The following is a 23,959-nucleotide window of genomic DNA, read 5'->3' on the forward strand; positions in this document are numbered from 1 at the left end:
TCGCGCGTTCTCGCGCACGTCCCGGACCGTCACTGCCGCCGCCAGGAGCGGAACGTCCTGAGGTGCTCCGGTGTGACCACCGCTTCCAGGTGGTCGTCGTCCTGCTCGCCGCCGCCCAGTGCCGACAGGACACGGCGGGCCGGGGTGTTGCGCGGCGTGCGTTCCGCGGTCAGGCGGATCTTGGCGCAGTGCAGTTCCTCGGCTCGGTCGGCCAGCCATTGCAGCAGGCGTTCCTCGACGCCTCGGCCCAGTGCACGGCAGCTCATCAGCCAGGCCAGGACGTCGAGTTGGTCGCCGTCGTGGCGTACGGCGAGAAGGCCGATCTGGCCGTAGTCGCCGAAGCGGTCACGGGCCGTCGCCGTCCAGATCTCGCCGTCTTCGCGCCACCGGGCGACGTCGCCGCCGTCGGCGGAGCGGGCACGAAGTGTGAACTGGTTGGTGCGGCGCACGAGTTGCTCCGCACGCTGCACGTCGGCGTCGGAGAGGGCCCGGACGTCGACCTCCAGTTCCAGCTGTTCCAGGAACTCCTCGAAGCCGGCCTGTTCCCGGACGGCGTCCCGCTCCCGCTCCTGTGTGTAGAACCGCGCCCGCAGCGCGTCCTCGGCGGTCGCCGCCGCGGGGACCAGCGGCCACAACCGGCCGAGGAACCCGGGGAGTTCGTCGGCCACCGGGCAGGTCACCGACAGCACCTGCGGCAGTGCGGCGCGCATCTTGGCGATCTCGGCCGGGTTGTCGTCGAGGAACAGGAAGCTGTCCAGGCCGAGGTTGAGTGTGTGTGCCGCGTCGGCCAGGCGGATGGGCTTCGGGCCCCAGGCCGCCGAGAGCACGCTGAAGTGCTCCGCCTTCAGCGGACTGTCCGGGCGGTCCAGTACGGCGCGGACGGTGTCCTCGTCGTTGTTGCTGACCAGGACCAGCAGCGCGCCCGCCGAGCGCCACTGGAGCAGCCGGCGTGCGAGCAGGGCGCGCGAGCCGGTCAAGTCCACGGCCTCGGGTCCGATCTCCCCGGCCACGCCGCCCCACAGGGTCTCGTCGCCGTCGACCGCGATCACCTTCGGCGCCGGGCGCCGAACGGCCCGGACGACCTCGGCGAGGCGGAGGGCGACGGCTGCCTGGAAATGCGGGGTGAACGGGAGGTGGGCCAGGCGTTCGGTGCGCTCGTCGAAGGGTTCCTCGACGGGGTGGTGGCGCGTGAAGTCCTCGGGGCCGAGGACGGCGATGCCGGGCACGTCGGCCAGTTCGGCGGCGATGTCCTGTTCCCACCGGCTGAGTCGGTCCTCCTCCTGGGCCGTGGGCAGGAGGCCGACGACCAGCGGCCCCCGGCTGTGCTCGGCGACCGCACGCAGTGCGGCCGGGTAGGCGGTGCGCAGTTCGGCCAGCAGTTGGTCGTCGAGCGGGCCGAAGCGTTGCAGGTCCGTCGCCCGCAGGAGGACGACGCCCTCAGTCGTGGCCGGGTCGGCGAAGACTCCGGACGGGTCGCGCAGGGCGGCCAGGACGTGGTGGTACGGGGCCTCCGTGACGGTCGTGACGCTGCCGTCGCTCACCGAGGCGTCGATCGCCGTCTCGCACATCAGCGGCAGGTTGCCGAGGGCGAAGGTGGCGGCGAGGGCGAGCGAGGAGCTCTCAGTGGTGGTCGTCGTCGTGCGCACCGCCCCCGACGGATCCTCGGCCGCCTGCGCGAGCAGGCTCAGCAGCTCCTCGCCCAACTCCGTGGTCGTGGCGGCGTCCAGGATGTCGAGGTTGTGGTCGAGGCGGATCCGGCCCGCGTCCGGGGTCATGGTGATCATCAGGTCGAGGTCGGAGTAGCCCGTACCGGCCGGCAGCACCTCCAGGCCGGTCAGCCCGCGTGCCGCTCGTACGTAGTTGAAGTACACCTCGACCAGCGGCGCGTTGGCCCGGTACAGGCCCTGTCGGGCCAGCACGGGCAGCACGTCGGAGAACATCGCGCCCTTGGTCAGCACCCTCTCCAGCCGGCCGTCGGTGCGGCGCAGCACCTCCTCGATCCGCTCGTCCGGGTTCGCCTCGGCGGGGAAGGGCACCGGCACTCCGAAGAAGCCCAGCGCGTCGTAGGCGTCGGCGTGGATGCGGGTGTCCACGGGCACGGCGAGGACGAAACGTTCACGCTCGCGCTTCCGTGCCAGCAGGACGGTCAGGGTGCCGAGGCAGAACGCGGCGGGTGTCACGGCCAGGCGGCTCGCGGCGGCCGAGATCCGGTCCATCAGCCCGTCGGGGATCGGCACGGTGACGCTGCCGGCGCGGTACGAACGGGTCTGCGGGCGCGGCCGGCTCAGGGTCAGGTCGAGGCGTGCGCTGTCCTGGAACACCGTGCGCCAGTCGGCCGCGTCGGTGCTCCCGCCGGCCTGCTCGTCGGTTCGCTGGGCCTCGATCAGCAGGTGGACGTCGCGATTGGTGAGGTGGTCGCCGAGCGTGTCACCGGACAGCTCGGCGTCGATCTCGCCGGCCACCAGCAGCAGCGACTGGAGATCACTGACGGCGTGGTGGGCGCCGTAGACCAGGATCTGGCCGCGCTCGCCGCCGTCCAGCAGCTCGAATCGCCACAGCGGCGGGGCAGCGAGGTCGAACGGTGGCTCCAGGAGCTCGCGCAGCCCGTCGGCGGCGTCGAGGGCGGTGCCGTCCGGTACGACCGTCCACCGCAGGGGCGGTTCCGGCAGTTCGCGGTCCACCCGCAGCCGCCGTCCGCCTTCCGCGGCGGTGACGATGGCCGTGCGCAGGGCCGCGTGACGTGCGGTGAGGCGGTTGAGGATGCCGGTGAGGGCCTCGCGGGTGGTGGGCGTCGTCAGGCGTACGGCGAGTCCGACGGCGTGGGCCGCGTCGGGCATGCCGGGCTGGGCGCTGCGCAGCAGGCGTACGACGTCGCGGGTGGCGGGGTGCTGTTCGGTGGCCGGAACCTCCGTCGGGGGCTCCGGCTCCCGCCGCGCCGTGGTCTCCCGTTCGGGCAGTGCCGTGCCGAGCGCCTGGGCGAGGCCGCGGATGTCGGCGGCCGAGAAGACGGTGGCGGCGGGGAGTTCGACGCCCAGTTCGCGGGCGAAGGCGTTGCGCAGGCGCACGAGCATGAGGGAGTCGAGGCCGAGTTCCTTCAGGGCGGTCGTCGCCGACACCCGGACCACACCGCCGGCGACCTCGCCGACCCTGGCGCGCACGTATGCCTCCAGTCGCGCGGTCCGCTCGGTGGCCGTGGCCGCCGCGAACACCTTCTTGACGAGGTCGTCCGAACCGGGCGTCCCGGTGGGCAGGGTGATCAGGTCGGCGAGGATCGGGCGGGTGCGGGCGGCATCGGGATCGAGGGCCAGCATCTCCCAGTCCAGGGCGAGCGGTGCGAGCTGGCGGCGGGCCGTGCCGAGGACCCGCTCGAAGAGCTCTCCGCCGTCCTGCGCGGAGAACGCGACCAGGCCCGAGCGGGCCGTCTCGGACTCGCGGGTGCCGGACTCGGCCACCATGCCGACGCCCGACCAGGCACCCCAGTCCAGGCTCAGCGCCCGACGGTCCGCACGGGACAGGTGGTGGGCCCAGGCGTCGAGGAAGGCGTTGGCCGCCGAGTAGGGGCTCTGTCCGGCCGAGCCCAGCAGACCGGCCGCCGACGCGAACAGGACGAAGTCCGACGCGTCCGGGGTCAGTTCGGTGAGCAGGGCGGTGCCCAGGACCTTGGGGGCGAGGACGCGCAGGACCCGCTCGTCGGTCAGGTTGGCGACCGTGGCGTCGTCCAGGACACCGGCCGCGTGCACGACCCCGGCGATGGGGCCGAGCGCCCGCCGTACGGCGTCCAGGGCGACGGTCAGACCCTCGCGGTCGGCGACGTCCGCGCGGGCCAGGTGCACGCTCACGCCGCGCTCTTCGAGTCGGCGGATCCAGCCCACGGCGTCCGCGTTCGGCGCGCCGCGGCTCATCAGGGCCAGCCGCCGGGCGCCCCGGCGGACCAGCCGCTCGGCGACGACCCGACCGAGTCCGCCCAGACCACCGGTGATCAGGTACGCCCCGTCCGGAGAGGTCGCACCGTGTCCGGCGTCGTCGGGGCGGGTGCGGGTCAGGCGGGGTACCAGTCGCCCGTCCCCGCGCAGCGCCACGAGCCGTTCGTCGTCCGCGTGCCGGAGCTGGGTCCACAGGGCGTCGGCGCCGTCCGTCGGCGGCAGGTCGACGAGGGTGGTCCGCAGCTCCGGGTACTCCTGCGCCACGGCGAGGCCGAAGCCCCAGCCGAGGGCCTGCTGCGGGTGCGTCACCTGCGTGCTGTCACCGGCCGCCTGGCTGCCCCGTACGACGACGAAGAGGCGGGGTGCCGCGCCCTGCGTCCGGTCGGCGAGCGTCCGCACCAGGTGCAGGGTGCTCAGGCAGCAGAGCCGGGCCGCTTCCTCCGCCGTGCGGTCGTCCTCGATCGCGGGTGCGTCGAGAGCGGACAACTGCACGACTCGCTCGGGCGGCTCGCTCGCGAAGGCCTCGTCGAGGAGACGGGCCAGGTGCTGCGGGTCTGCCGGGTCGAGGACATAGCGGCCGGGCCCCTCGGCGGCGAAGGATTCGCCCCTGCGGGCGATCACATACGGCACCGACGTGTCCAGCCGCTCGACCAGTTCGGCCGCCATGCCGGAATCATCGGCCAGGATGAGCCAACTTCCCTTTGCGAACGGCTCGTCGGCGATCGGACGCGGCTGCCAGCGGGGCTCGAAGAGCGCTCCGTCCAGCGGGGAGAGCGCGGCCAGCGCGAACTCCTCGGCCTCCAGGATCAGCCGGTCCGTGTCGTCGTACAGACGAAGGTCCAGTGTCGCGCCGTCGCCGGACACGGACCGCAGCTCGCACGCCACCCACGCGGGGGTGGTGCGCAGCCCGGTGTGGCGGAGGCGACCGACTCCGGCGGGCACGAAGGCCCTTCCCTGGGGCGCGTCGCCGGGCAGCGCGGCCGTGTGGAAGGCGGCGTCGAGGACGGCCGGGTGGAGCAGATGACCGGCGGCGGGCTTGTCGGCGAGTCGGGCGAGGCCGGCGGAGTGAGCGCGGTGGCCCGACTCCAGGCCGCGGAAGGCGGGGCCGTACTCGATGCCGAGGGTGGCGAGAGTGCCGTAGACGGCCGGCAGGTCGACCTGCTCGGTGCAGCGGTCCCGCAGCGCGGCGAGCGACTCGCCCGGGTCGGCGACGGGTGGGGCCGAGGGTTCTTCGGCGGTGACGGTGATGCGTCCGGTGACGTGGCGTTCCCAGGTCGCGGAATGTCCGGCGCCGGCCGGGGCCGAGGCGATGGTGAAGTCCCGGGTGCCGTCGGTGGCGGGGCGCAGGACCAGTTGCAGCCGCGTCGGGCGGGACTCGTCCAGGCGCAGCGGCTTGAGGAACCTGACGTCGGCGAGCCGTACGTCCCCGCCGTCCTGCACGGCGGACGCGGCCTCCAGGGCCATGCCGAGGAAGGCGGCGCCGGGCAGCCACACCTCGCCGGTCACGCGGTGGTCGGTCAGATAGGCGAAGCGGCTGTCGCGCAGGTCCACCTCGCTCTGGAAGAGGTGCCGGTCGGCTTCGTCGCTGGCCTGGACGTGCGTGCCCAGGAGCGGCGAGGCGCCGGTCGCGGTGGCCGGTGCGGGTGCGAGCCAGTGGCGTTCGCGGGCGAAGGCGTAGGTCGGCAGGTCGACGCGGCGGCCCGCCGGGAACAGCGCCGGCCAGTGGGGCGTGTGCCCGGCCGTGTACAACTCCGCCAGCCGGTCGAGCAGTACGTCCCGCCCGCCCCGCTGCCGGCGCAGCGAGCCGACGCTCACCGCGTCGATGCCGGTCTCGGCCGCCACCGCCTCGATGGACGAGCCGAGCGAGGGGTGCGGGCTGAGCTCGACGAAGTAGCGGTAGCCGTCGTCCAGCATGCGCCGGACGGTGTCCGCGAAGCGGACGGGTTCGCTGAGGTTGGCGTACCAGTACTCGGGGTCCAGGCGCTCGCCCGGCACCGGCTCGGCCAGCACCGTCGAGTACAGCGGGGTCGGGGTGTGCGTGCCCCGGCTGCCGGAGAAGCGGTCGAGCAGTTCGTCGCGCAGCGGGGCCATCAGCGGGGTGTGCGAGGCGAACGGCGTCGACAGCGAGCGGGCGTCGATGCCCTGCTCGTCGAGGCTGCGCCGCAGCTCGGCCAGCGCGTCGCCGTCGCCCGAAACCGCTGTGGAGTGCGGGCTGTTGACGGCGGCCACGAACAGCCGGCCGGCGTACGGGGCGAGCAGTTCCTCGACCCGGGGGCGCGGCAGGTCCAGGGACAGCATGCCGCCCTTGCCCGCGACCGGTACGACCGCTTGGGCCCGCCCGGTCACCACGGCCACGGCGTCGTCCAGGGTGAGGGCGCCGGCGCTGTACGCGGCGGCGATCTCGCCCAGACTGTGCCCGGTCACGGCGTCCGGGGTGACGCCGAGCGAGCGCCACGCGGCCGTCAGGCTCGCGTTGACGGCGAACAACGCAGGCTGCAGGTACTCGGTCCGCTCCAGCGGGGAGAACTCCTCCGGCGCCCGCAGCGCGTTGAGCACCGACCAGCCGGCGTGCCGCTGCACCGCCTCGTCGATCCGCGTCAGCTCCTCGCGGAACGCCTCCGACTCCCCCATCAGGTCCAGGCCCATGCCGGGCCACTGACCGCCGTGGCCGGAGTAGACGAAGGCGACCTTGCCCGTGTGCTCCTCCCGGGGCGGGGGAAGCGGGATCCGCCCGGCGGCCAACTCGGCCAGCACGGCGCGCAGTTCGTCCCGGTCCTCGGCCACGACCGCGGCACGCCTCTCGAAGTGGCTGCGGTGGCGGGCCAGGGTGTGTGCGATGTCCGGCAGTTCGGCGGGGTCGTCGGCGAAGTGGCGTGCCAGTGCGGCGGCCTGTCCGCGCAGGCCCGTCTCGCTGCGGCCGGACAGGACGAACAGGTGCTGTCCCAAGGGGAGGTCGGCGGTCTCGGACCCGACCGCGGGTTCGGCTTCCTCCACGATCACATGCGCGTTGGTGCCGCTGATCCCGAACGCGCTCACGCCCGCCCGGCGCACCCGATCCGCCGACGCGGGCCAGGCCACCTCCTCCCGCAGCAGATTCAGTCCGCTGTCCGCCCAGTCGACGTGCCGGCTGGGCGTGTCGGCATGCAGGGTGCGCGGGAGGGTCTGGTGGCGCAGGGACTGCACGACCTTGATCAGACCGACCACGCCCGAAGCGGCCTGGGTGTGCCCGACGTTGGACTTCAGCGAGCCGAGGTGGAGCGGGCGCCCCTCGGTGCGGGAGGCACCGAAGACCTCGGTGAGGGCGTTCGCCTCGATCGGGTCGCCGAGGGTCGTGCCCGTGCCGTGCGCCTCGACGAAGTCGATGTCCTCGGGCCGCAGTCCGGACTGCTCCAGCGCGCGCCGGATCACCTGCTCCTGCGCGGGGCCGTTCGGCGCGGACAGGCCCTGACTGCGGCCGTCCTGGTTGACGGCGGTGCCGCGCAGCACGGCCAGGATCCGGTCGCCGTCCCGCCGAGCGTCGCTCAGTCGCTTCAGTACGACCATCCCGGCGCCCTCGGCCCAGATCGCGCCGTCGGCGCCGTCCGAGAAGGAGCGGCAGCGGCCCGTCGGGGACAGCCCCCGCAGCCGGCTGAACTCGACGAAGGTCTGCGGCGTCACCATCAGCGTGACACCGCCGGCGAGCGCCAGATCGCACTCGCCCGCGCGCAGCGCCTGCGCCGCCAGATGGACGGCGACCAGCGACGACGAGCAGGCGGTGTCGACCGTTAGCGCGGGCCCGCCCAGCCCGAGGGTGTACGCGAGCCGCCCCGAGGCCACGCTGAGGGCGGAACCCGTGCCGACGTATCCGTCGAGCTGGTCGAGCCGGGTGCCGGACAGGTAGTCGCTGCCGAACATCCCGACGTACACGCCGGTCGTGCTGCCCGCGAGATCGGCCGGCACGATTCCGGCGCGCTCCAGAGACTCCCAGACCGTCTCCAGCAGCAGTCGCTGCTGCGGGTCCATGGCCGCGGCTTCCTTCGGGGTGATGCCGAAGAAGCCGGCGTCGAAGGATTCGATGTCGTCCAGGAAGCCGCCCTCGCGGGCGTAGGACTTGCCGAGTGCGTCCGGGTCCGGGTCGTACAGCGACTCGACGTCCCAGCGCCCCGCCGGGAAGGGCCCGACCGCGTCCCGGCCCTCCGCGACGAGGCGCCACAGGCCCTCCGGGTCGCGCACGCCGCCGGGCAGACGGCAGGCCATGGCGACCAGCGCCACCGGCTCGTCGGAGGACGGTGCGGGTGCAGGCGCGGTCTTGTGCGGTGTGCGGGCCGTCGCCGCCAGGACACCGGCCAGCAGGTAGTCGGTGAGGCGGGTCGGTGTGGGGTGGTCGAAGAGGAGCGTGGCGGGGAGCTTGGTGCCGATGCGGGTGCTGATGCGGTTGCGCAGGTCGACGGCCGTCACGGAGTCCATGCCGAGGTCGCGCAGCGGCTGGTCGGAGCGGACGGATTCCGCGGAACGCAGGCCGAGCGCGTGCGCCGCCTCCTCGCGGACCAGGGCGAGGACGCGCGCGGCACGTTCAGGCTCCGGCAGCCGGGCCAGCCGGTCGGCCAGGGTGTGGCCGCCGGGTCGGGCCGCGTGCGGCGCGGGGAGCAGGGAGCGCCACAGTGCGCCGGAGGGGGTGGCCGCCCTCAGCCGGGGCAGGTCCAGTACCCAGGCGACCAGGTGGGCGGCGTCGCGGCGCAGGCTCAGCCCGGTCAGTTCGCGGCCCTGCTCGGGGGTGAGGGCCCGGTGTCCGAGGCGTGCCATCCGCTCCAGGTCGGCATGCTCGGCGGCGAGTCCCTCCCCCGCCCATGCGCCGAAGGAGACGGAGACGCCGGGCAGGCCCAGAGCACGGCGGTGGTGGGCGAGTTGGTCGAGGAAGACGTTGGCGGCCGCGTAGTTGGCCTGACCGGCGTTGCCGACGACGCCCGCCGCCGAGGAGACCAGCAGGAACAGATCGAGCGGCCGGTCGACGGTGAGCCGGTGCAGGTGGGCGGCGCCGTCGACCTTGGGGCGCAGCACCCGCGCGAGCCGGTCGGGGGTCAGATCGGCGACCACGCCGTCCTCGAGAACTCCGGCACAGTGGACGACGCCGCGCAGGGGTGCCTCGTCGCCGATGCGGTCCAGTACGTCCGCGAGGGCAGCCGCGTCGGCGATGTCACATGCGGCGACCTCGACCTGGGCGCCGAGTGCCGCCAGTTCGGCGGCCGCTTCGGCGGCACGAGGGTCGTCGGCGCCTTGACGGGACGTCAGCAGGAGGCGAGAGGCGCCGTTCTCGACGAGCATGCGGGCGATGTGGCGGCCCACCGCGCCGAGGCCACCGGTGATGAGGACGGTTCCCTCGGCGGGGATGCTCGCGGGGCTCTCGGGCGGTGCGGGACGGGCTCGCACCAGGCGCGGGGCGAGCAACTGCCCTCCACGGAGGGCGAGTTCTGGCTCGTCGGCGTGTGCCACGGCGGACAGGGGCAGCGGATCGCCACTGTCGATGTCGATGTCGATGTCGATGTCGATGTCGATGTCGATGTCGATGTCGAGCAGGGTCAGCCCGAGGTCCGGGTGTTCGGTACGGGCGCTACGGGCCAGGCCCCACAGCACCGACTGGGCGAGCCCCGGAACCGTGTCCCCTCCGGCGGCCGCGACGGCTCCGCGCGTCACCCAGATGGTGCGCGCGGGCGCCTCGTCCGGCGGGAGGGCGATCAGGGCCTGCAGTTCGGCGAGCCCCTCGGCCGCCAACTCGTGTGCTGCAGCGGCTGGTTCACCTTCCACCAGGGGACGAGGCCAGAACCGCAGGACCGTATCGGCACCCGCAGCGGACGTCCCGGCCGACTGCTCCGGCAGGGCCGTCCACGCCACCTCGTACAGGTGCCGCCCGTTCTCCGACCCGCTGTCCAGGTCGGCCGGGTTGGCGGCGCGCAGACGTACGCCCTCCAGGCGGCCCGCCGGGAAGCCGTCGGCGTCCCACAGCGTGACGTCGAGGGTGACGTCGGTGCCGGAGCCGCCGGTCCGGCGTACGGAAGCGATGAGGTCCGTCGCGCCGCCGGGCGGCAGGACGCAGCGGGCCATCGCGACCGGCAGCAGTACGCGCCGGTCGGAGGCGTCCAGGGCTGCGGCCACCTGGAGTGCGGCATCGAGGAGCGCCGGGTGCACCGGGTAGGCGTCGGCCGCTTCGCGGGCGACGGGGGGCAGCGCGAGGCGGGCCAGCAGGGTCCCGTCGCCGGTCGCGGTGGCCTGTCGTACGCCCTGGAAGGCGGGGCCGTAGCCGAGGCCGAGTTCCTTCAGACGGTCGTAGGTGTCCTCGGGCCAGGCCGGTTCGGCCGTCTCGGGCCAGGTCGGTGGCTGGTCGGCCGGCGTGGTGGCGGCCGGGTCGGCGGCGGAGGCGGTGGCGTGCAGGGTCCAGTCCGTGGCGTCCTGGCCGCGCGGGCGGCTGTGGACGGTGATCTCCGGTGCGTTGCCCGCGGTGACCACCTCGACGGACACCTCGACCGTGCCGGTGCCCGGCAGCATGAGGGGCGCCACGAGGAGAAGGTCGGTGACGTCGGCGCGGGTGTCGGGGCGGGCCACGGCGAGGGCGGCGCGGCAGAGCTCCATCAGGGTGGTGCCGGAGACCACGGTCCGGCCGAAGACGGTGTGGTCGGGCAGCCAGTCGGCGGTGGCCGGGGACCACTCGCCCCGGAAGGTCCAGCGGGTCTCGTCCGCCGACTGGAGCTGGATGCCGAGCAACGGATGCGCGGCGCGGTCGAAGAGGCCGGGGCCGGTGGCGGAGGTGGCCGGCTCGATCCAGTGGCGCTGTTCGTCCCAGGCGTACGTCGGCAGGTCCACCGGGGCGGTCAGCGGGGCCGGGCGGCGCCAGTCGATGCGCCGTCCGTGGACATGGAGTTCGGCGGCGGCGCGGTCCAGGCAGGCGGGGCCGTCCTCGTCCCGGCGCAGCGATCCGACGGCGACCAGGTCCTCGTCGACGGTGCGCAGGGCGGTGAGCAGCGAGGGGTGCGGGCCGAGTTCGACGAAGCAGCGGTAGCCGTCGGCCACCATGCGCTCGACGGTCGGCGCGAAGCGGACGGGTTCGCGCAGGTTGGTGTACCAGTAGTCGGCTTCGAGTTCCTCGGTGACCGGTTCGCCCGTGACGGTGGAGTACCAGGCGACGGAGGCGGGGTACGTGGTGACGCCGTCGAGTTCGTCGAGGATCGCGGCGCGGACGGTCTCGACCTGGGAGCTGTGGGAGGCGTAGTCGACGTCGAGGCGGCGGACGAAGACCTGTTCCCGGTCGAGGTCGGCGAGCAGGGCCTCCACCGCGTCGACGGCACCGGCGATCACGGTCGAACGGCCGCTGTTGACGGCCGCGACGCCGATCCTGTCGTCGTGGTCGGCGAGTCGTGCCTCGACCTCGGTGTGCGGCAGGGCGACGACGGCCATCGTGCCGCTGCCGGAGAGCTGCGTCAGCGCCTGGCTGCGCAGGGCGACCACCGCGGCGGCGTCGTTGAGGCTGAGGGCCCCGGCGACGCACGCGGCGGCGACCTCGCCCTGGCTGTGCCCGACGACCGCGTCCGGCCGTATGCCTCGCGCCCGCCACACGGCGGCCAGCGACACCATCACGGCGAACAGCACCGGCTGGACGACGTCGACGCGGTCCAGGCCCGGGGCGCACGCGTCGCCGCGCAGGACGGACGTCACCGACCATTCGGTGAACGGGCGCAGGGCGGCGTCACAGCGGTCGAGCTCGTCGGCGAACACCGGGTCGCGGTCCAGGAGATCCCGTGCCATGCCGGGCCATTGGGACCCCTGGCCGGGGAAGACGAACGCCACCTTGCCCGTGGGCCCGGCCTGTTGGGGACCGGCGGTCCGCTCGGGATCGGGCCGGTCCTCGGCGAGCGCGCGCAGGGCGGTGAGCAGTTCCGTGCGGTCGCCGGCCTGGACGACGGCCCGGTGCTCGAAGTGGGTGCGGTGGTGGGCCAGGGTCGCGGAAACGGCCGGGAGCGGCAACTCCGGCTGCTGTTCCAGGGTGTGGAGCAGCCGGTCGGCCTGGGATCGCAGTGCGGGCAGGGTGCGGGCCGAGAGCGGGAAAAGGGTCGTGCCGGGGAGATCCGCAGGTGTCGGAGGCAGGTCCTCGGGGGCTTCCTCCAGCACCACGTGAGCGTTCGTGCCGCTGATCCCGAAGGCGCTGACTCCGGCGCGGCGTACCCGTTCGGGGTCTCGTGGCCAGGCGTGGGCCTCGTCCAGGACGCGCAGACCGCTGTGCGCCCAGTCGATGTGCTCGGTCGGGGTCTCGGCGTGCAGGGACGCCGGTATTCGCTCGTGCCGGAGCGCCAGCACGGTCTTGATGACACCGGCGATGCCCGCCGCGGCCTGGGTGTGGCCGATGTGGGACTTGAGGGAGCCGACGCCGAGGGGGCGGTCGGCGGGGCGGCCGGGGCCGAAGACCGCGGACAGGGCGCGGCCCTCGATGGGGTCGCCCAGCCTGGTGCCGGTGCCGTGCGCCTCGATGTGGTCGAGATCGTGCGGCTGGAGCCCGGCCGCGTCGAGGGCCGCGCGCAGCACCCGTTCCTGCGCCGGGCCGTTGGGGGCGCTCAGGCCCTGGCTGCGGCCGTCCTGGTTGATCGCCGAGCCCTTGACCACCGCGAGGACCCGGTCGCCGTCGCGGCGCGCGTCCGCCAGCCGCTTGAGCAGCACCACGCCGCAGCCCTCGGCCCACACCACGCCGTCGGCGTCCGCCGAGAAGGGGCTGCACCGCCCGGACGGCGACAGCCCGCGCAGCCTGCTGAACTCGACGTGCCCGCGCGGCGTCACCAGCAGCGTGGCACCGCCGGCCAGCGCGAGGTCGCACTCCCCGCCCGCCAGGGCGCGTGCCGCCAGATGCAGGGCCACGAGGGACGACGAGCAGGCGGTGTCGACGGTGACCGCCGGGCCCTGGAGACCGAGGGTGTAGGAGATACGGCCGGACGCCACGCTGGACGCCGAGCCGGTGCCGACGTGCCCGTCGAGCTGGTCCAGGGCGGCCGAGGCCAGGTAGCCGCTGTCGTACAGGCCGATGTAGACGCCCGTGGAGCTGCCGTTCAGCGTCTCCGGGACGATCCCGGCGCGTTCGATCGCCTCCCAGCCGGTCGACAGGAGCAGCCGCTGCTGGGGGTCCATGGCTGCGGCTTCGCGGGGCGATATCCCGAAGAAGGCCGCGTCGAAGCGGTCGATGCCGGAGAGGTAGCCGCCGTGCAGCGAGTAGGCCTTGCCGGAGACCTCCGGGTCGGGATCGTGCAGCCCCCGGGTGTCCCAACGGCCCGCCGGCACCTCGGTGATGGCGTCCTCGCCCTGTGCCAGCAGCCGCCACAGCGCCTCGGGGTTGTCGGCGCCGCCGGGGAACCGGCAGGCCATGGAGATGATGGCGATGTCGTCGTCGGCCCGCGCGGGCGCCTCGCCGGGCGGCGCGGCCGCCACCGACGCGGGTGTGGGCGGGTCGGCGAACACCGCCTCGGAGAGGGCGGCGATGGTGGGGTGGTTGAACACCAGGGAGGGGTCCAGGGTCCGGCCGGTCGACGCGGACAGCTCGGCCGCCAGAGTCACCAACTGCCGTGATCCGAGCCCGAATTCGGCGATCGGCCGGTCCGGGTCGACGGCCAGCGGGTCGAGCCCGGCCGCCTCGGCGACGGTCGACGCCAGCCAGATCCGCACGCCCTCCGCAGTGGTCGGGGACGGCTCGGTGGACTGCTTCGGGGACTCGTGCGCAGGCATCTAGACAGGTGTCCTCGTGGATTTCGGCAAAGGGCGGGGCGGTGGCCGTACGACCCATGGAGCTCGCGTGCCGGTACGGCCGCTGCTGCCGTCCGTACGGCGGATGCGCGCGGCGTGCGACGAGCGGGCGGGCGGGGCGGCGGGCGACGTCAGGTGATGGCGGGCGGTGTCAGCTCACGGCGGGCGCGGCGATCACGGCGAGCTTGCCCTCCAGGTAGGCCGCCCGGGAGGCGCGGCGCTGGATCTTGCCGCTGGACGTCTTGGGGATGGTGCCCGGCTGGACCAGGACGACGTCGCGCACGGACACGCCGTGGGCCTCGCCGATGCCGCTGCGGACGACGTCGATGATCTTCTCGGCCTCGGAGGCCGCGTCCGGGGCGATCTCGGCGATCAGGACGGCCTGTTCGCCGCCGACCGCTCCCTCCTCGGCCCCGTCGACGGAGAACGCGGCGGTGCAGCCGGGGCGCAGGGCGGGGTGGGCCATCTCGGCGGTGAGTTCCAGGTCCTGCGGGTAGTGGTTGCGGCCGTCGATGACGATGAGGTCCTTGAGGCGGCCGGTGACGAACAGCTCGCCGTCGCGCAGGAATCCGAGATCGCCGGTGCGCAGGAAGCGGCCGTCGTGGCCGGTCAGGGTGGCGCGGAAGGTCTCGCGGGTGGCGAGCGCGTTGCGCCAGTAGCCCTTGGCGACGCTCGCGCCACGCACCCATATCTCGCCGGTCTCGCCCTCGGGCAGTTCCTCGTGCCGTTCGGGGTCGGCGATGGCGACGGTGACCTCGGGCCCCGGGCGGCCGCAGCTGACGGCCGCGGCGTCCCACTGGCCGGCGTGCGGGCCGGTTTCGGGGGCCTGGAGCAGGGTGGGCGGGGTGTGGACCGTGCTGCCGGTGACCATCAGGGTGGCCTCGGCGAGGCCGTAGCAGGGGTAGAGGGCCTCGCGGCGGAATCCGGCCGGGGCGAAGGTGTCCGTGAAGCGGCGCAGGGTGGCGGCGCGTACGGGTTCGGCGCCGTTGAAGGCGACCTTCCAGCTGCTGAGGTCGAGGCCGTCGAGGAGTCCGGGGGTGGCGTGCTTGAGGCAGAGCTCGTACGCGAAGTTGGGGCCGCCGCTGGTGTGCGGGCGGTAGTGGCTGATCGCGGTCAGCCATCGCTCGGGCCGCTGGAGGAAGTGCAGCGGCGAGAAGAGGGTGGCGGTCGCGCCGAGGTACACGGTGTTGAGGACCGGGCCTATGAGGCCCATGTCGTGGTATACGGGCAGCCAGCTGACGAACATCTCGTGGCCGTATTCCTCGAGGACATCCGGCGTGTGCCCCATGCGTTCGGTGATGACGCGCTCGTTGTCCAGCAGGTTTCCGTGGGTGACCATCACGCCGCGCGGGGCGGAGGTGGAGCCGGAGGTGTACTGGAGGAAGGCGACGGAGTCGGCGGTGAGGTCGGGCTCGCGCCAGGAGGCGGCCGCCTCGTCGGGGAGGTCCTCGGTGGCCACGCAGGTGACGTCGGCGAGTTCGGGCAGGTGTTCCGCGAGGCCGGACAGGGCGTTGATCACCTCGCGTCCGCCCAGGATCACCTTGGCGTCGGCGTCGGCGATGAGCCGCTTCATCCGGGTCAGGGCGCGGTGGTTCTGGGTGCGGCCCTGGGGCGGGACGCCCGGCACGGCGACCACCCCGGCCGCGAGGCAGCCGAGGTAGCCGCAGATGAACTCCGGGCCGGGCGGGTACAGCAGCATGGCGCGGGTGCCGGCGAGGCCGCGCTCCTGGAGCCAGGCGGCGACGGCCCGGGAGCGCTCGGCGAGACGGCCGTAGGAGATCTCCTGGATCTCGCCGTCGGGGTCGCCGGTCGCGAGGTAGCGGTAGGCGGTTCGGTCGGGGTTGTGGGCGGCGTGCTGGGACAGCAGATCGACCAGGGATCGAACCATGTTGCGAGTCTCACCTGTCTGCATCGATGGGCGACGAACCTTCAGTTCGCGGCCAGGTGCTGGAAGGGTGCGGACGCCTCGGTCGGTCCGGCCCCCTTGCCGAACGTCCGTCTCGACGACCCGCCCAGGGGTCACGGCACCGCTGTGCCGACCCCCGGCATCCCCCCGTCCGGCTTGCTACCGGTGAGTAGCACCATAGCAACTCTCCGGAGTTCGACTGGCCGAACGTAAGTAAACCCTACGTATCCATAGCGGGTTGACGCAGCAGGGGTCCCCCAACACGCCGTAACACGCCGCTCGAGACGCCAACTCCGGCCTGCTGTATGGCAATTCAGACAGTCCGCGCAGAAGTGAGCAGAGTCCCTTCACTTTCGAAGCGAAGTATCCGTCCACCGTGCGAGATCGGTCGATGACGGTGTGTACTGTGCTGCGAGCGGGCCCTCCCGACGGCCCTCGGAACCAGCCCTGCCCGACTGCCCCGACCGACCTCTGGAAACCGACTCGATGATCGAATTACCGGACCTGGCGACCGGCGGTCTCGCCGTCGGCATGCTGTCCGCACTCGCCTTGGGCGGCGGGCTGCTGCGGGCACAGCGACAACAGGCGCGCCAGCGCGCCGAGATCGACGCGCTGCGCCGGCAACTCGACGGAGCGGTGAAGGCGTTCACGGCCGAGATCGAGCATCTGGCGGCCCGGCGTGTTCCGGCCGCCGCCCAGCAGCTCACGCATCTCCATGTCCCCGTGCCGGGTCCCCTGCATCCGCAGACCGCCGACTCACCCGTGGGTCCGGCGCTGGAGCACGTGCTGGGCGGGCTGCGCGTCGAGCTGGTCGCGCAGCGCACCCGCATCGACGCCGCCGCACAGGCGGGCATGCGCGGGGCGACACGTGAGATCCAGGCGGCCCTGTACCGGCTCCAGGACGCGCTGCGCGGACTTCAGCAGAAGTACGACGACCCCGAGTTGACGCAGACGCTGTTCCAACTCGACCACGAGAACGAGCAGTCGCTGCGCCGGGCGCAGGTCGCCGCCGTGGTGTGCGGGGCCTGGGTCGGGCTCGCCCGCGAGGAGTCGCACCTGGTGGACGCGGTGACCGGCGGCCAGGCCCGGCTCGCCGGCTATCACCGGATCCGGATCCACAACCACCTCACCGCGGGCACCGGGCTCGTCTCCCACGCGGTGGAGCCGGTCGCGATCATCGTCACCGAACTTCTCGACAACGCCCTGCGGCACTCCGCTCCGGACACCGACATCGTGGTCAACCTGGAGCACGTCCATCACGGCGTCTGTGTCACGGTGGACGACGCGGGCCTGGGCATGACCCAGGACGAACGCGCCCGCGCGCAGCGGTTGGTGGCGGGCTCCGACCCGATCCTCCTGACCGAGCTGGGCGATCCGCCGCGCATGGGTCTCGCCGCGATCGGGCAGCTGACCCGGCAGTTCGATCTGAGCGTCGATCTGTCCTCGCCGTCGCCCTACGGCGGCGTGCGGGCGGTGCTGCGGGTCGACAGCCACCTGCTCAGCCATGTCGACCCCGACGAGCGACCTCCCGCGGCCAGCGCGCCCCGCTCCACCCGCCCGGCCGGCCGGGACACGCGGGGTACCGAGGACACCCCGAGCGCGCAGGACACCCGCGACGAGGCGACCGGCGACACCCGAGGCGAGGCGTCCCCCGACGCACGGCAGCACACGTCCACCGCCTCCCCCACCGAACTCCCCGCCGCCACCCACGGATACGGCGCCGAGCACGACGACGCCTCCGACGCCGTGTCAGGGCATCACGGGCCACGGGACACCGGCGGTCTGCCGCAGCGCCGGCGCCGTACGCGGATGGCCGCCCCGTCCGACGACGCGCCCGCGCCGAGACCCGCCGAGCGCCGCCCCGAGCAGGCCGCGGCCGCGCTGGGTGCGCTGCAGGCCGGCACCGCGGCGGCCCGCAGCGCGGCCGGTGAGTCCGGCGGCGACGACGCCTCCACCGCCGTACCGCAGCCCCTGCGAGCGGATCGCGGACGGGACGAAGCCGTCGCACAGGACACCGATCAGACCGAACGTGATCACGACCACGAAAGGGGAACGGCTCGATGACCAGCCGCGACGCGGGAGACACGGCCTGGGTGCTCGAACCGATCCTGCAGGTGCCGCATGTGGTGGCCGCCGTACTGCTCACGCGGGACGGGCTGGTGACGGGGTACACGGACGCGCTCACCCAGCCGTCGGCCGAGCGGGTGGCCGCGATCACCAGCACCGTGCAGGGGGCGTGCCGTACGGCGGCCGCCGCGTTCGCCGACCGGGAACGGGCCGAGGTACGGCAGGTCGTGATCGAGTCCGACCACGGGTACGTGCTGATCGTGCCGACCGACCACGGCTCCTGTGTCGCCGCGTACGGGGACGCGGAGGTGCGCCTGGACATGCTCGCGCACCGGGTGCACTCGCAGGTGGCGCGGCTGGGTGAGAAGGCGATGGCCGCCGCGCCCCGAGGTGCCGACGGCGGCGCGTCGGCATGACCGGCCGCCGTGGCGGCCGCCCCCTGGTTCCCGCGTATCTGTCGACCGGCGGCGTGGCCCGGCCCAGCCGCCCCCATCTGGAGCGGCTGTCGGTGCTCAGCAGCACCGGCGCGGCCGCGCCCGCCGGTCTGCCCGCCGCCCAACTCGCCCTGCTGGACGCCCTCGACGACGGTTCGCTCACGGTGGTGGAGGCGGCGGCGCTGCTGCGGCTGCCCGTGTCCGCCGTACGCGTCCTCGCGGGTGAGCTCCTCGACCGGGAACTGGCGTCGTCCCGCGCGCCGATCCCGCCCGCCGAACGCTTCGACCCCGACCTGCTGAAGAGAGTGGCCGATGGCCTTCGCGCCCTCAAGCACACCTAGCACCACCGGCGACGCCCCGCCCGCGACCGGGGACATCCATCTGCCGGACACCGCCCGTGACCTGGTCAAGATCCTGGTCGCCGGCCCGTTCGGGGTGGGCAAGACGACCCTGATCGGTTCCGTCTCCGAGATCCGGCCGCTGCACACCGAGGAGCCGATCAGCGAGGCGTCCGCGCCGCTGGACGATCTGGCCGGGGTGCGCGACAAGGCGACGACCACCGTCGCCGTCGACTTCGGCCGGATCAGCCTGCCGGGCGGAGTCGTGCTGTATCTGTTCGGCACGCCCGGGCAGGAGCGGTTCCGGGCACTGTGGGACGACATCGCCTACGGCGCGCTGGGGGCGCTCGTCCTGGTCGACAGCCGTCGCATCGACGCGTCGTTCGACGTACTGGGGCTGGTGGAGGAGTCGGGGCTGCCGTACGCGGTCGCCTTCAACGCCTTTCCGGACTCCCCCCGGCACCACACGGAGGAACAGCTGCGCGCCGCCCTGGACCTGGCGGCGGGCACACCGATGGTGACGTGTGACGCGCGCGACGCCGACTCGTCGGTCGACGCGCTGCTCGCGCTGGTCCAGCACCTGATCGACCGTCACACTCCGGAGGACCGGTGACCCGGATGACCACCCACTCCCCCGACCGGCAGGCCTTCTCCCGCTCGGAGCCCGTGCGGCTGTGGGAGGACGGCTTCGCTCTGGATCCGTACCCCTACTACGACGCCCTGCGCGCCCAGGGCCCGGTCGGCTGGGCCGAGTTGGCGCCGGGTGTGCCGGCGTACGTCGTCACCGACCGGCGGGCGGCGCTGGATCTGCTGCGCGACTCGGACACGTTCTCGCACGATCCGCGGCCGTGGGAGGCCACGGTCGCCGACGACTCGCCGGTCCTCGGCATGATGCGCTGGCGGCCCAACTCCCTGTTCGCCGACGGGGCGGCCCATGTCCGCTACCGCGCCTCGCTGATCGACACCTTCGACCGGATCGAGCCGCACGACCTGCGGACCCGGGTGCACCGGGCGGTGCGGGTGCTGGTCGGCCGGTTCGGGCCGCAGGGCGAGGCCGATCTGGTGACCGACTTCGCGCGGCCGCTGATGGCGCTGGTGTTCAACAGCCTCTTCGGGCTGCCCGACAGCGACAGCGACCGGCTCAACGCGGCGCTGGGCAAGATGATGGAGGGCGGCGCCGAAGCGGCCGAGGGCGAGGCGGAGTTCGGCGGTTACGTACTGGAGCTGATCGCGGCCAAGACCGAGCAGCGGGGCGACGACCTGCCGAGCCGCCTGCTGGACCACCCCGCCGGGCTCACCCCCGAGGAGGTCACCTGGCAGGTGTTCCTCACCCTCGGCGCCGGCCACGAGCCGACGGCCAACCTGGTGTCGAACGCGCTCTCCCGCATCCTCGGCAACCCGCTGTACTACTCCACCCTGACCAGCGGGGCCCGCCCGGTGACGGACGCGGTGGTGGAGGTACTGCACCACGAGACGCCGCTCGCCAACTACGGCATCCACTACGCGCGCAGCCCTGTGTCCTTCCATGGCGCGTGGATCAGAGCCGCGGTGCCGGTGGTCGTGTCCTACGGGGCACTCGCACACTTCACCGAGCGGGAGGTCACCAGCGGGCGCCATCCCCGGGACGCCTCGCATCTGTCGTGGTCGGCGGGCCCGCACGCCTGCCCGGTGCGGCAGCACACGCTGCTCATCGCCACCGAGGCGATCGAGCGGCTCACGCAGTGGCTGCCCGACCTGGAGCCGGTGCTGCCCCGGGAGCGCCTGACCTGGCGGCCCGGCCCCTTCCATCGCTCGCTGACCTCGCTGCCCGTCCGGTTCAGCCCTCGCTCCCCCGACCAGCCAGGAGTTCCGTCGTGACCGTGACCGACCGCACCGACCGCCTCGCCATCGACCCGTTCGGCGCCGACATCCCCGGCGAGAGCGCCCGGCTGCGTGCCCTCGGCCCGCTCGTGCCCGTGGAGCTGCCGGGCGGCATCCCCGCGTGGGCGCCGACGGGCTACGACACGCTCAAGGAACTCATCCTCGATCCCCGGGTCAGCAAGGATCCCCGGCAGCACTGGCGGCTGTGGCCCGAGATCGGCGAACACCCCTCCTGGGCCTGGATCCTGGGCTGGGTCGGCGTCATCAACATGCTCTCGACGTACGGCGCCGACCACACCCGGCTGCGCAAGCTGGTCGCCCCGAGCTTCACCCAGCGGCGCACGGAGTTGATGCGGCCGCGCGTCGAGGCGATCACCGCGGAGCTGCTCGACGCCCTGGACAAGGGCGATGCGGAGGTCGATCTGAAGGCCGGGTTCGCCCATCCCCTGCCGATGCGGATGATCTGCGAACTGTTCGGCGTTCCCGAGGAGTTGCAGGAGGCGACCGCGACCCTCATCGCCGCGATCATGGACACCTCCGACCCGAGTCCGGAGCACGCCGCGTTCGTGCAGGAGCAGATCGGTACGGTGCTGCCCGCGCTCATCGCCCATCGCAGCGAGCACCCCGGGGACGATCTGACGACCGAGCTGATCCGGGTGCGGGACGAGGACGGCGACCGCCTCAGCGACGAGGAGTTGCTGTACACGCTGCTGCTGGTGATCGGCGCCGGGTTCGAGACGACGGTCAATCTGATCGGCAACGCGGTCGTCGCCCTGCTGACCCATCCCGAGCAGCTGGCGGCCGTACGGTCCGGGGAGATCGGCTGGGACGCGGTGATCGACGAGACCCTGCGGGTGCACCCGTCGATCGCTTCGCTGCCCCTGCGCTTCGCCGTCAGCGATATCGAAGTCGGGGACGTGACCATCGCGGCCGGGGACGCCATCATCACGACGTATGCCGCCGCGGGTGTGGATCCGGCGCACTACGGACCGGACGCCGACACCTTCGACGCGTCGCGCGGGGCCGACGACCACATGGCCTTCGGGATCGGGGTGCACCGGTGTATCGGCGCGCCGCTGGCCCGCGTCGAGGCGCTGACGGCGCTGCCCGCCCTCTTCGACCGCTTCCCCGACCTGCGGCCGGCCGTCGGCGAGGAGGAGCTGCGTCAGGTGCCGTCGTTCATCGCGTTCGGCTGGCGGGAGATCCCGGTGCGCTTGCGGGGATGACCGTTCGGGCGTGGGGACCCGACCGGTCCCCCGTTCCGGTCGTGCCCCCACGGAGAGTCGAACTTACGTCTGCGACGCAAGGCTTGGGTATCGCGTCGGTGCCCACTGCGGGGCCCGCGGGACTCACTCGTGCACAGGTGAGTCCGGAAGGCCCGTTTTCGCCGCCTGCAGGACGGGCTGATCCAGGTCGCCCAGCGCGAGATGGGCGAGGACGACCTCGTACAGGCCGCTGCCGCCTGCGAGCAGTTGACGTTCGAGGACGGGTTCCGCACTGCGGACGTGCTCGCGGACGGTCTGGGCGTGGACGCCGAGCGTCTGTGACGTCCGTTCGGCGTTGCCGCCCTCGGCGATCCAGGTCCGCAGGGTGCGGCGCAGATCCCGGGTGTCCTGGTCGAGGCGGGCGAGCAGGTCCTGCGCCCAGGTACCCATGGCGGGCCCGGAGAGCAGGTCGTACAGCGAGACGGCCCTTTCCGCGCTGCCGGTGTCGGCCGGTGAGTCCGGCCGGCTCACCTGGATGTTGAGCGCGAGGTGGACCACGGCACGGGCGGTGAGGTCGGCGAAGTCCGTGCACAGCAGGGCTTCCACGCGTTCCATGCGGGCGCGGACGGTGTTGCGGCTGACGCCGAGGACCTTCGCCGCGTTCACGGCCGTGAACTCCAGGCCCAGCCGGGTGGTGGCGAGCAGTTCGGCGCGGGTGTGGTGGGGCAGGGTGTCGAGCGGGGCCAGCAGCCGGTCGGTCCACTCGCGCAGGGCCGCCGGGTCGATGAGGCGCTCGGGGTGGGTGCGTTCGGCGTAGACCGCGGCCTTGTCCGGGCGGAAGTGGGCGACGGCCAGGGCGCTGACGGCCTGTCCGTAGGCGGTGGCGGTGCGGGCCAGGCTCTGCCGGGCGCTGCCGCCGATGAAGGTGCGGGGGCGCCTGCCGATCAGCGACCGCAGTTCCCGGGCCTCCGACTCGCCGGGTGTCACGACGATCACGTGCTCGTCGACGGCCGGGCAGAGCACGACCAGCGCCCGCTCGCCCGTCGCGTCGATGCACTCCTCGGCGACCCGGTCGCGCTCCTCGACGGTGCCCTCGACGACGTGGACGCAGGCGGTGTCCGTGTCGAGCAGGCCGGGCCACAGTCCCGCGGCGACACGCCGCGCCGAGACGGTGTCCTCCACCATCAGCAGTTGCAAGATGGCCAGGCGCAGATCGGACGTGGCGCGTTCGAGCCGGAGTCCGGCCGTGATCGTCTCGTCCGCCTTCAGCAGGAGTTCGATGACCTGGACGGTGTGCGTGACGATGTCGGAGGCGCGCCGGTCGAAGGGCGTCTCGCGCGACACGGCGAGGACGCCCGCCCTCGAGGGGTTCGGATACGTCACCCTGACCAGCCGCAGATGACGGCCCTGTCCCTCCCAGGCGGCGGAGGCGATACGGCCGGCGGCGACGGCGGCGACGAGGTCGTGGTCCAGGGCCAGTCGCGGGCCGGCGAAGAGTCTGCCGGTGTCGTCCTGGAGCGAGGCGCTGCCCTGCACGGCGTCGGCGAACCAGGCGACGACCCGGCGGACGTCCCGTCCGTTCGGCCGCAGATGCTCCAGCAACTCCTGCGCCCACGCCGAGCCGTCGGCACTCCTCTCCCCCGTCTGACGGTCCCCGTCCTCTCTGCCAGCCACGTCGGCCTTCACCTCGCCCTGCACTCCATCCACGACGTACCGGTCGGGGACGTTACCTCACGGGTCTGGGAGCGGGGGGTGGGCGGACGTCGACTCGATCGACCGCATGCCGCGGACGTGGCTGTCGCGGCCTGCGCGGCTGTGGGGGCGTACAGGGCATAGGCTCGGCGAATGGCGAAGTACTTTGACGTGCACCCCGACAACCCTCAGCCGCGCACCATCGCGCAGGTCGCAGAGAGCATCCGCTCGGATGCGCTCATCGCGTATCCGACGGACTCCTGCTACGCGCTGGGCTGTCGGCTGGGCAGCCGTGACGGCATCGAGCGGATCCGGACCATTCGCCGTCTGGACGACCGGCACCACTTCACCCTCGTCTGCCAGGACTTCGCGCAGCTCGGCCAGTTCGTGCACATCGACAACGATGTATTCCGCGCGATCAAGGCGTCGACGCCCGGCAGCTACACGTTCATCCTGCCCGCGACGAGGGAGGTGCCGCGCATGCTCCAGCACCCGAAGAAGAAGACGGTGGGCGTGCGCATCCCCGACCACGTCGTGACGCAGGCGCTGCTCGCCGAGCTCGGTGAGCCGCTGCTGTCCAGCACGCTGCTGCTGCCCGACGAGGACGAGCCGATGACGCAGGGCTGGGAGATCAAGGACCGGCTCGACCATGTGCTGGACGCGGTCGTCGACTCCGGAGACTGCGGCACCGAGCCGACCACCGTGATCGACTTCTCGGGCGGCGAGGCCGAGATCGTGCGGAAAGGAGCCGGAGACACGTCCCGGTTCGAGTAAATGCGTCCCC

General features: G+C 73.1%; 10 protein-coding genes. 7 read left to right on the plus strand and 3 right to left on the minus strand.

Annotated elements, in window-relative coordinates:
* Positions 1 to 29: 29 nt before the first annotated feature.
* Together OG254_RS02420 and OG254_RS02425 are read right to left on the minus strand one after the other, a co-directional pair.
* On the minus strand, positions 30 to 13,655 hold the full coding sequence (locus OG254_RS02420; protein ID WP_405576849.1) for an SDR family NAD(P)-dependent oxidoreductase: 13,626 nt from the start codon (positions 13,653 to 13,655) through the stop codon (positions 30 to 32).
* 169 nt (positions 13,656 to 13,824) lie between these two features.
* A complete protein-coding gene (locus OG254_RS02425; RefSeq protein ID WP_405576851.1) occupies positions 13,825 to 15,561 on the minus strand; it encodes a fatty acyl-AMP ligase in 1,737 nt (578 codons plus the stop codon).
* Positions 15,562 to 16,065: 504 nt separating this feature from the next.
* Here OG254_RS02425 and OG254_RS02430 point away from each other — a divergent pair.
* From OG254_RS02430 to OG254_RS02455, 6 genes are read left to right on the plus strand one after another with little or no spacing between them, the layout of a single operon-like run.
* Positions 16,066 to 17,643: an ATP-binding protein gene (locus OG254_RS02430; protein ID WP_405576853.1), complete on the plus strand. Its 1,578-nt coding sequence runs from the start codon at positions 16,066 to 16,068 to the stop codon at positions 17,641 to 17,643.
* Positions 17,640 to 18,062, plus strand: coding sequence for a roadblock/LC7 domain-containing protein (locus OG254_RS02435; protein WP_351197880.1), 423 nt, complete (start codon positions 17,640 to 17,642; stop codon positions 18,060 to 18,062). The genes OG254_RS02430 and OG254_RS02435 overlap by 4 nt, the downstream gene beginning before the upstream one ends.
* Positions 18,059 to 18,421 carry a DUF742 domain-containing protein gene (locus tag OG254_RS02440; protein WP_405576856.1) on the plus strand — a complete coding sequence of 121 codons (363 nt, stop codon included), beginning with the start codon at positions 18,059 to 18,061 and terminating at the stop codon, positions 18,419 to 18,421. The genes OG254_RS02435 and OG254_RS02440 overlap by 4 nt, the downstream gene beginning before the upstream one ends.
* The gene (locus tag OG254_RS02445; protein ID WP_405576858.1) at positions 18,393 to 19,031 is read left to right on the plus strand and encodes a GTP-binding protein; all 639 of its coding nucleotides are present in this window, start codon (positions 18,393 to 18,395) and stop codon (positions 19,029 to 19,031) included. The genes OG254_RS02440 and OG254_RS02445 overlap by 29 nt, the downstream gene beginning before the upstream one ends.
* 5 nt (positions 19,032 to 19,036) lie before the next feature.
* Positions 19,037 to 20,275 (plus strand): cytochrome P450, encoded by a 1,239-nt coding sequence (locus OG254_RS02450; protein WP_405576860.1) that lies wholly within the window; start codon positions 19,037 to 19,039, stop codon positions 20,273 to 20,275.
* A complete protein-coding gene (locus OG254_RS02455; RefSeq protein WP_405576862.1) occupies positions 20,272 to 21,504 on the plus strand; it encodes a cytochrome P450 in 1,233 nt (410 codons plus the stop codon). The genes OG254_RS02450 and OG254_RS02455 overlap by 4 nt, the downstream gene beginning before the upstream one ends.
* Positions 21,505 to 21,627: 123 nt before the next feature.
* On the opposite strand, the gene OG254_RS02460 is transcribed toward OG254_RS02455, so the two are convergent.
* Positions 21,628 to 23,157 (minus strand): helix-turn-helix domain-containing protein, encoded by a 1,530-nt coding sequence (locus tag OG254_RS02460; protein ID WP_405576864.1) that lies wholly within the window; start codon positions 23,155 to 23,157, stop codon positions 21,628 to 21,630.
* A 171-nt stretch (positions 23,158 to 23,328) separates the two neighbouring features.
* Here OG254_RS02460 and OG254_RS02465 point away from each other — a divergent pair, with 171 nt between their 5' ends.
* Positions 23,329 to 23,949, plus strand: coding sequence for an L-threonylcarbamoyladenylate synthase (locus OG254_RS02465; protein ID WP_405576866.1), 621 nt, complete (start codon positions 23,329 to 23,331; stop codon positions 23,947 to 23,949).
* The last annotated feature ends 10 nt before the right edge of the window (positions 23,950 to 23,959 follow it).

The organism is Streptomyces sp. NBC_01092, assembly GCF_045039535.1.
GTDB lineage: Bacteria > Actinomycetota > Actinomycetes > Streptomycetales > Streptomycetaceae > Streptomyces.

Excerpts from the sequence above, each read along its gene's own strand:
- OG254_RS02450 (WP_405576860.1), top strand. The coding sequence starts at position 19,037 with ATGACCACCCACTCCCCCGACCGGCAGGCCTTCTCCCGCTCGGAGCCC.
- OG254_RS02425 (WP_405576851.1), bottom strand. The coding sequence starts at position 15,561 with ATGGTTCGATCCCTGGTCGATCTGCTGTCCCAGCACGCCGCCCACAAC.
- OG254_RS02465 (WP_405576866.1), top strand. The coding sequence starts at position 23,329 with ATGGCGAAGTACTTTGACGTGCACCCCGACAACCCTCAGCCGCGCACC.
- OG254_RS02445 (WP_405576858.1), top strand. The coding sequence starts at position 18,393 with ATGGCCTTCGCGCCCTCAAGCACACCTAGCACCACCGGCGACGCCCCG.
- OG254_RS02440 (WP_405576856.1), top strand. The coding sequence starts at position 18,059 with ATGACCGGCCGCCGTGGCGGCCGCCCCCTGGTTCCCGCGTATCTGTCG.
- OG254_RS02430 (WP_405576853.1), top strand. The coding sequence starts at position 16,066 with ATGATCGAATTACCGGACCTGGCGACCGGCGGTCTCGCCGTCGGCATG.
- OG254_RS02435 (WP_351197880.1), top strand. The coding sequence starts at position 17,640 with ATGACCAGCCGCGACGCGGGAGACACGGCCTGGGTGCTCGAACCGATC.
- OG254_RS02420 (WP_405576849.1), bottom strand. The coding sequence starts at position 13,655 with ATGCCTGCGCACGAGTCCCCGAAGCAGTCCACCGAGCCGTCCCCGACC.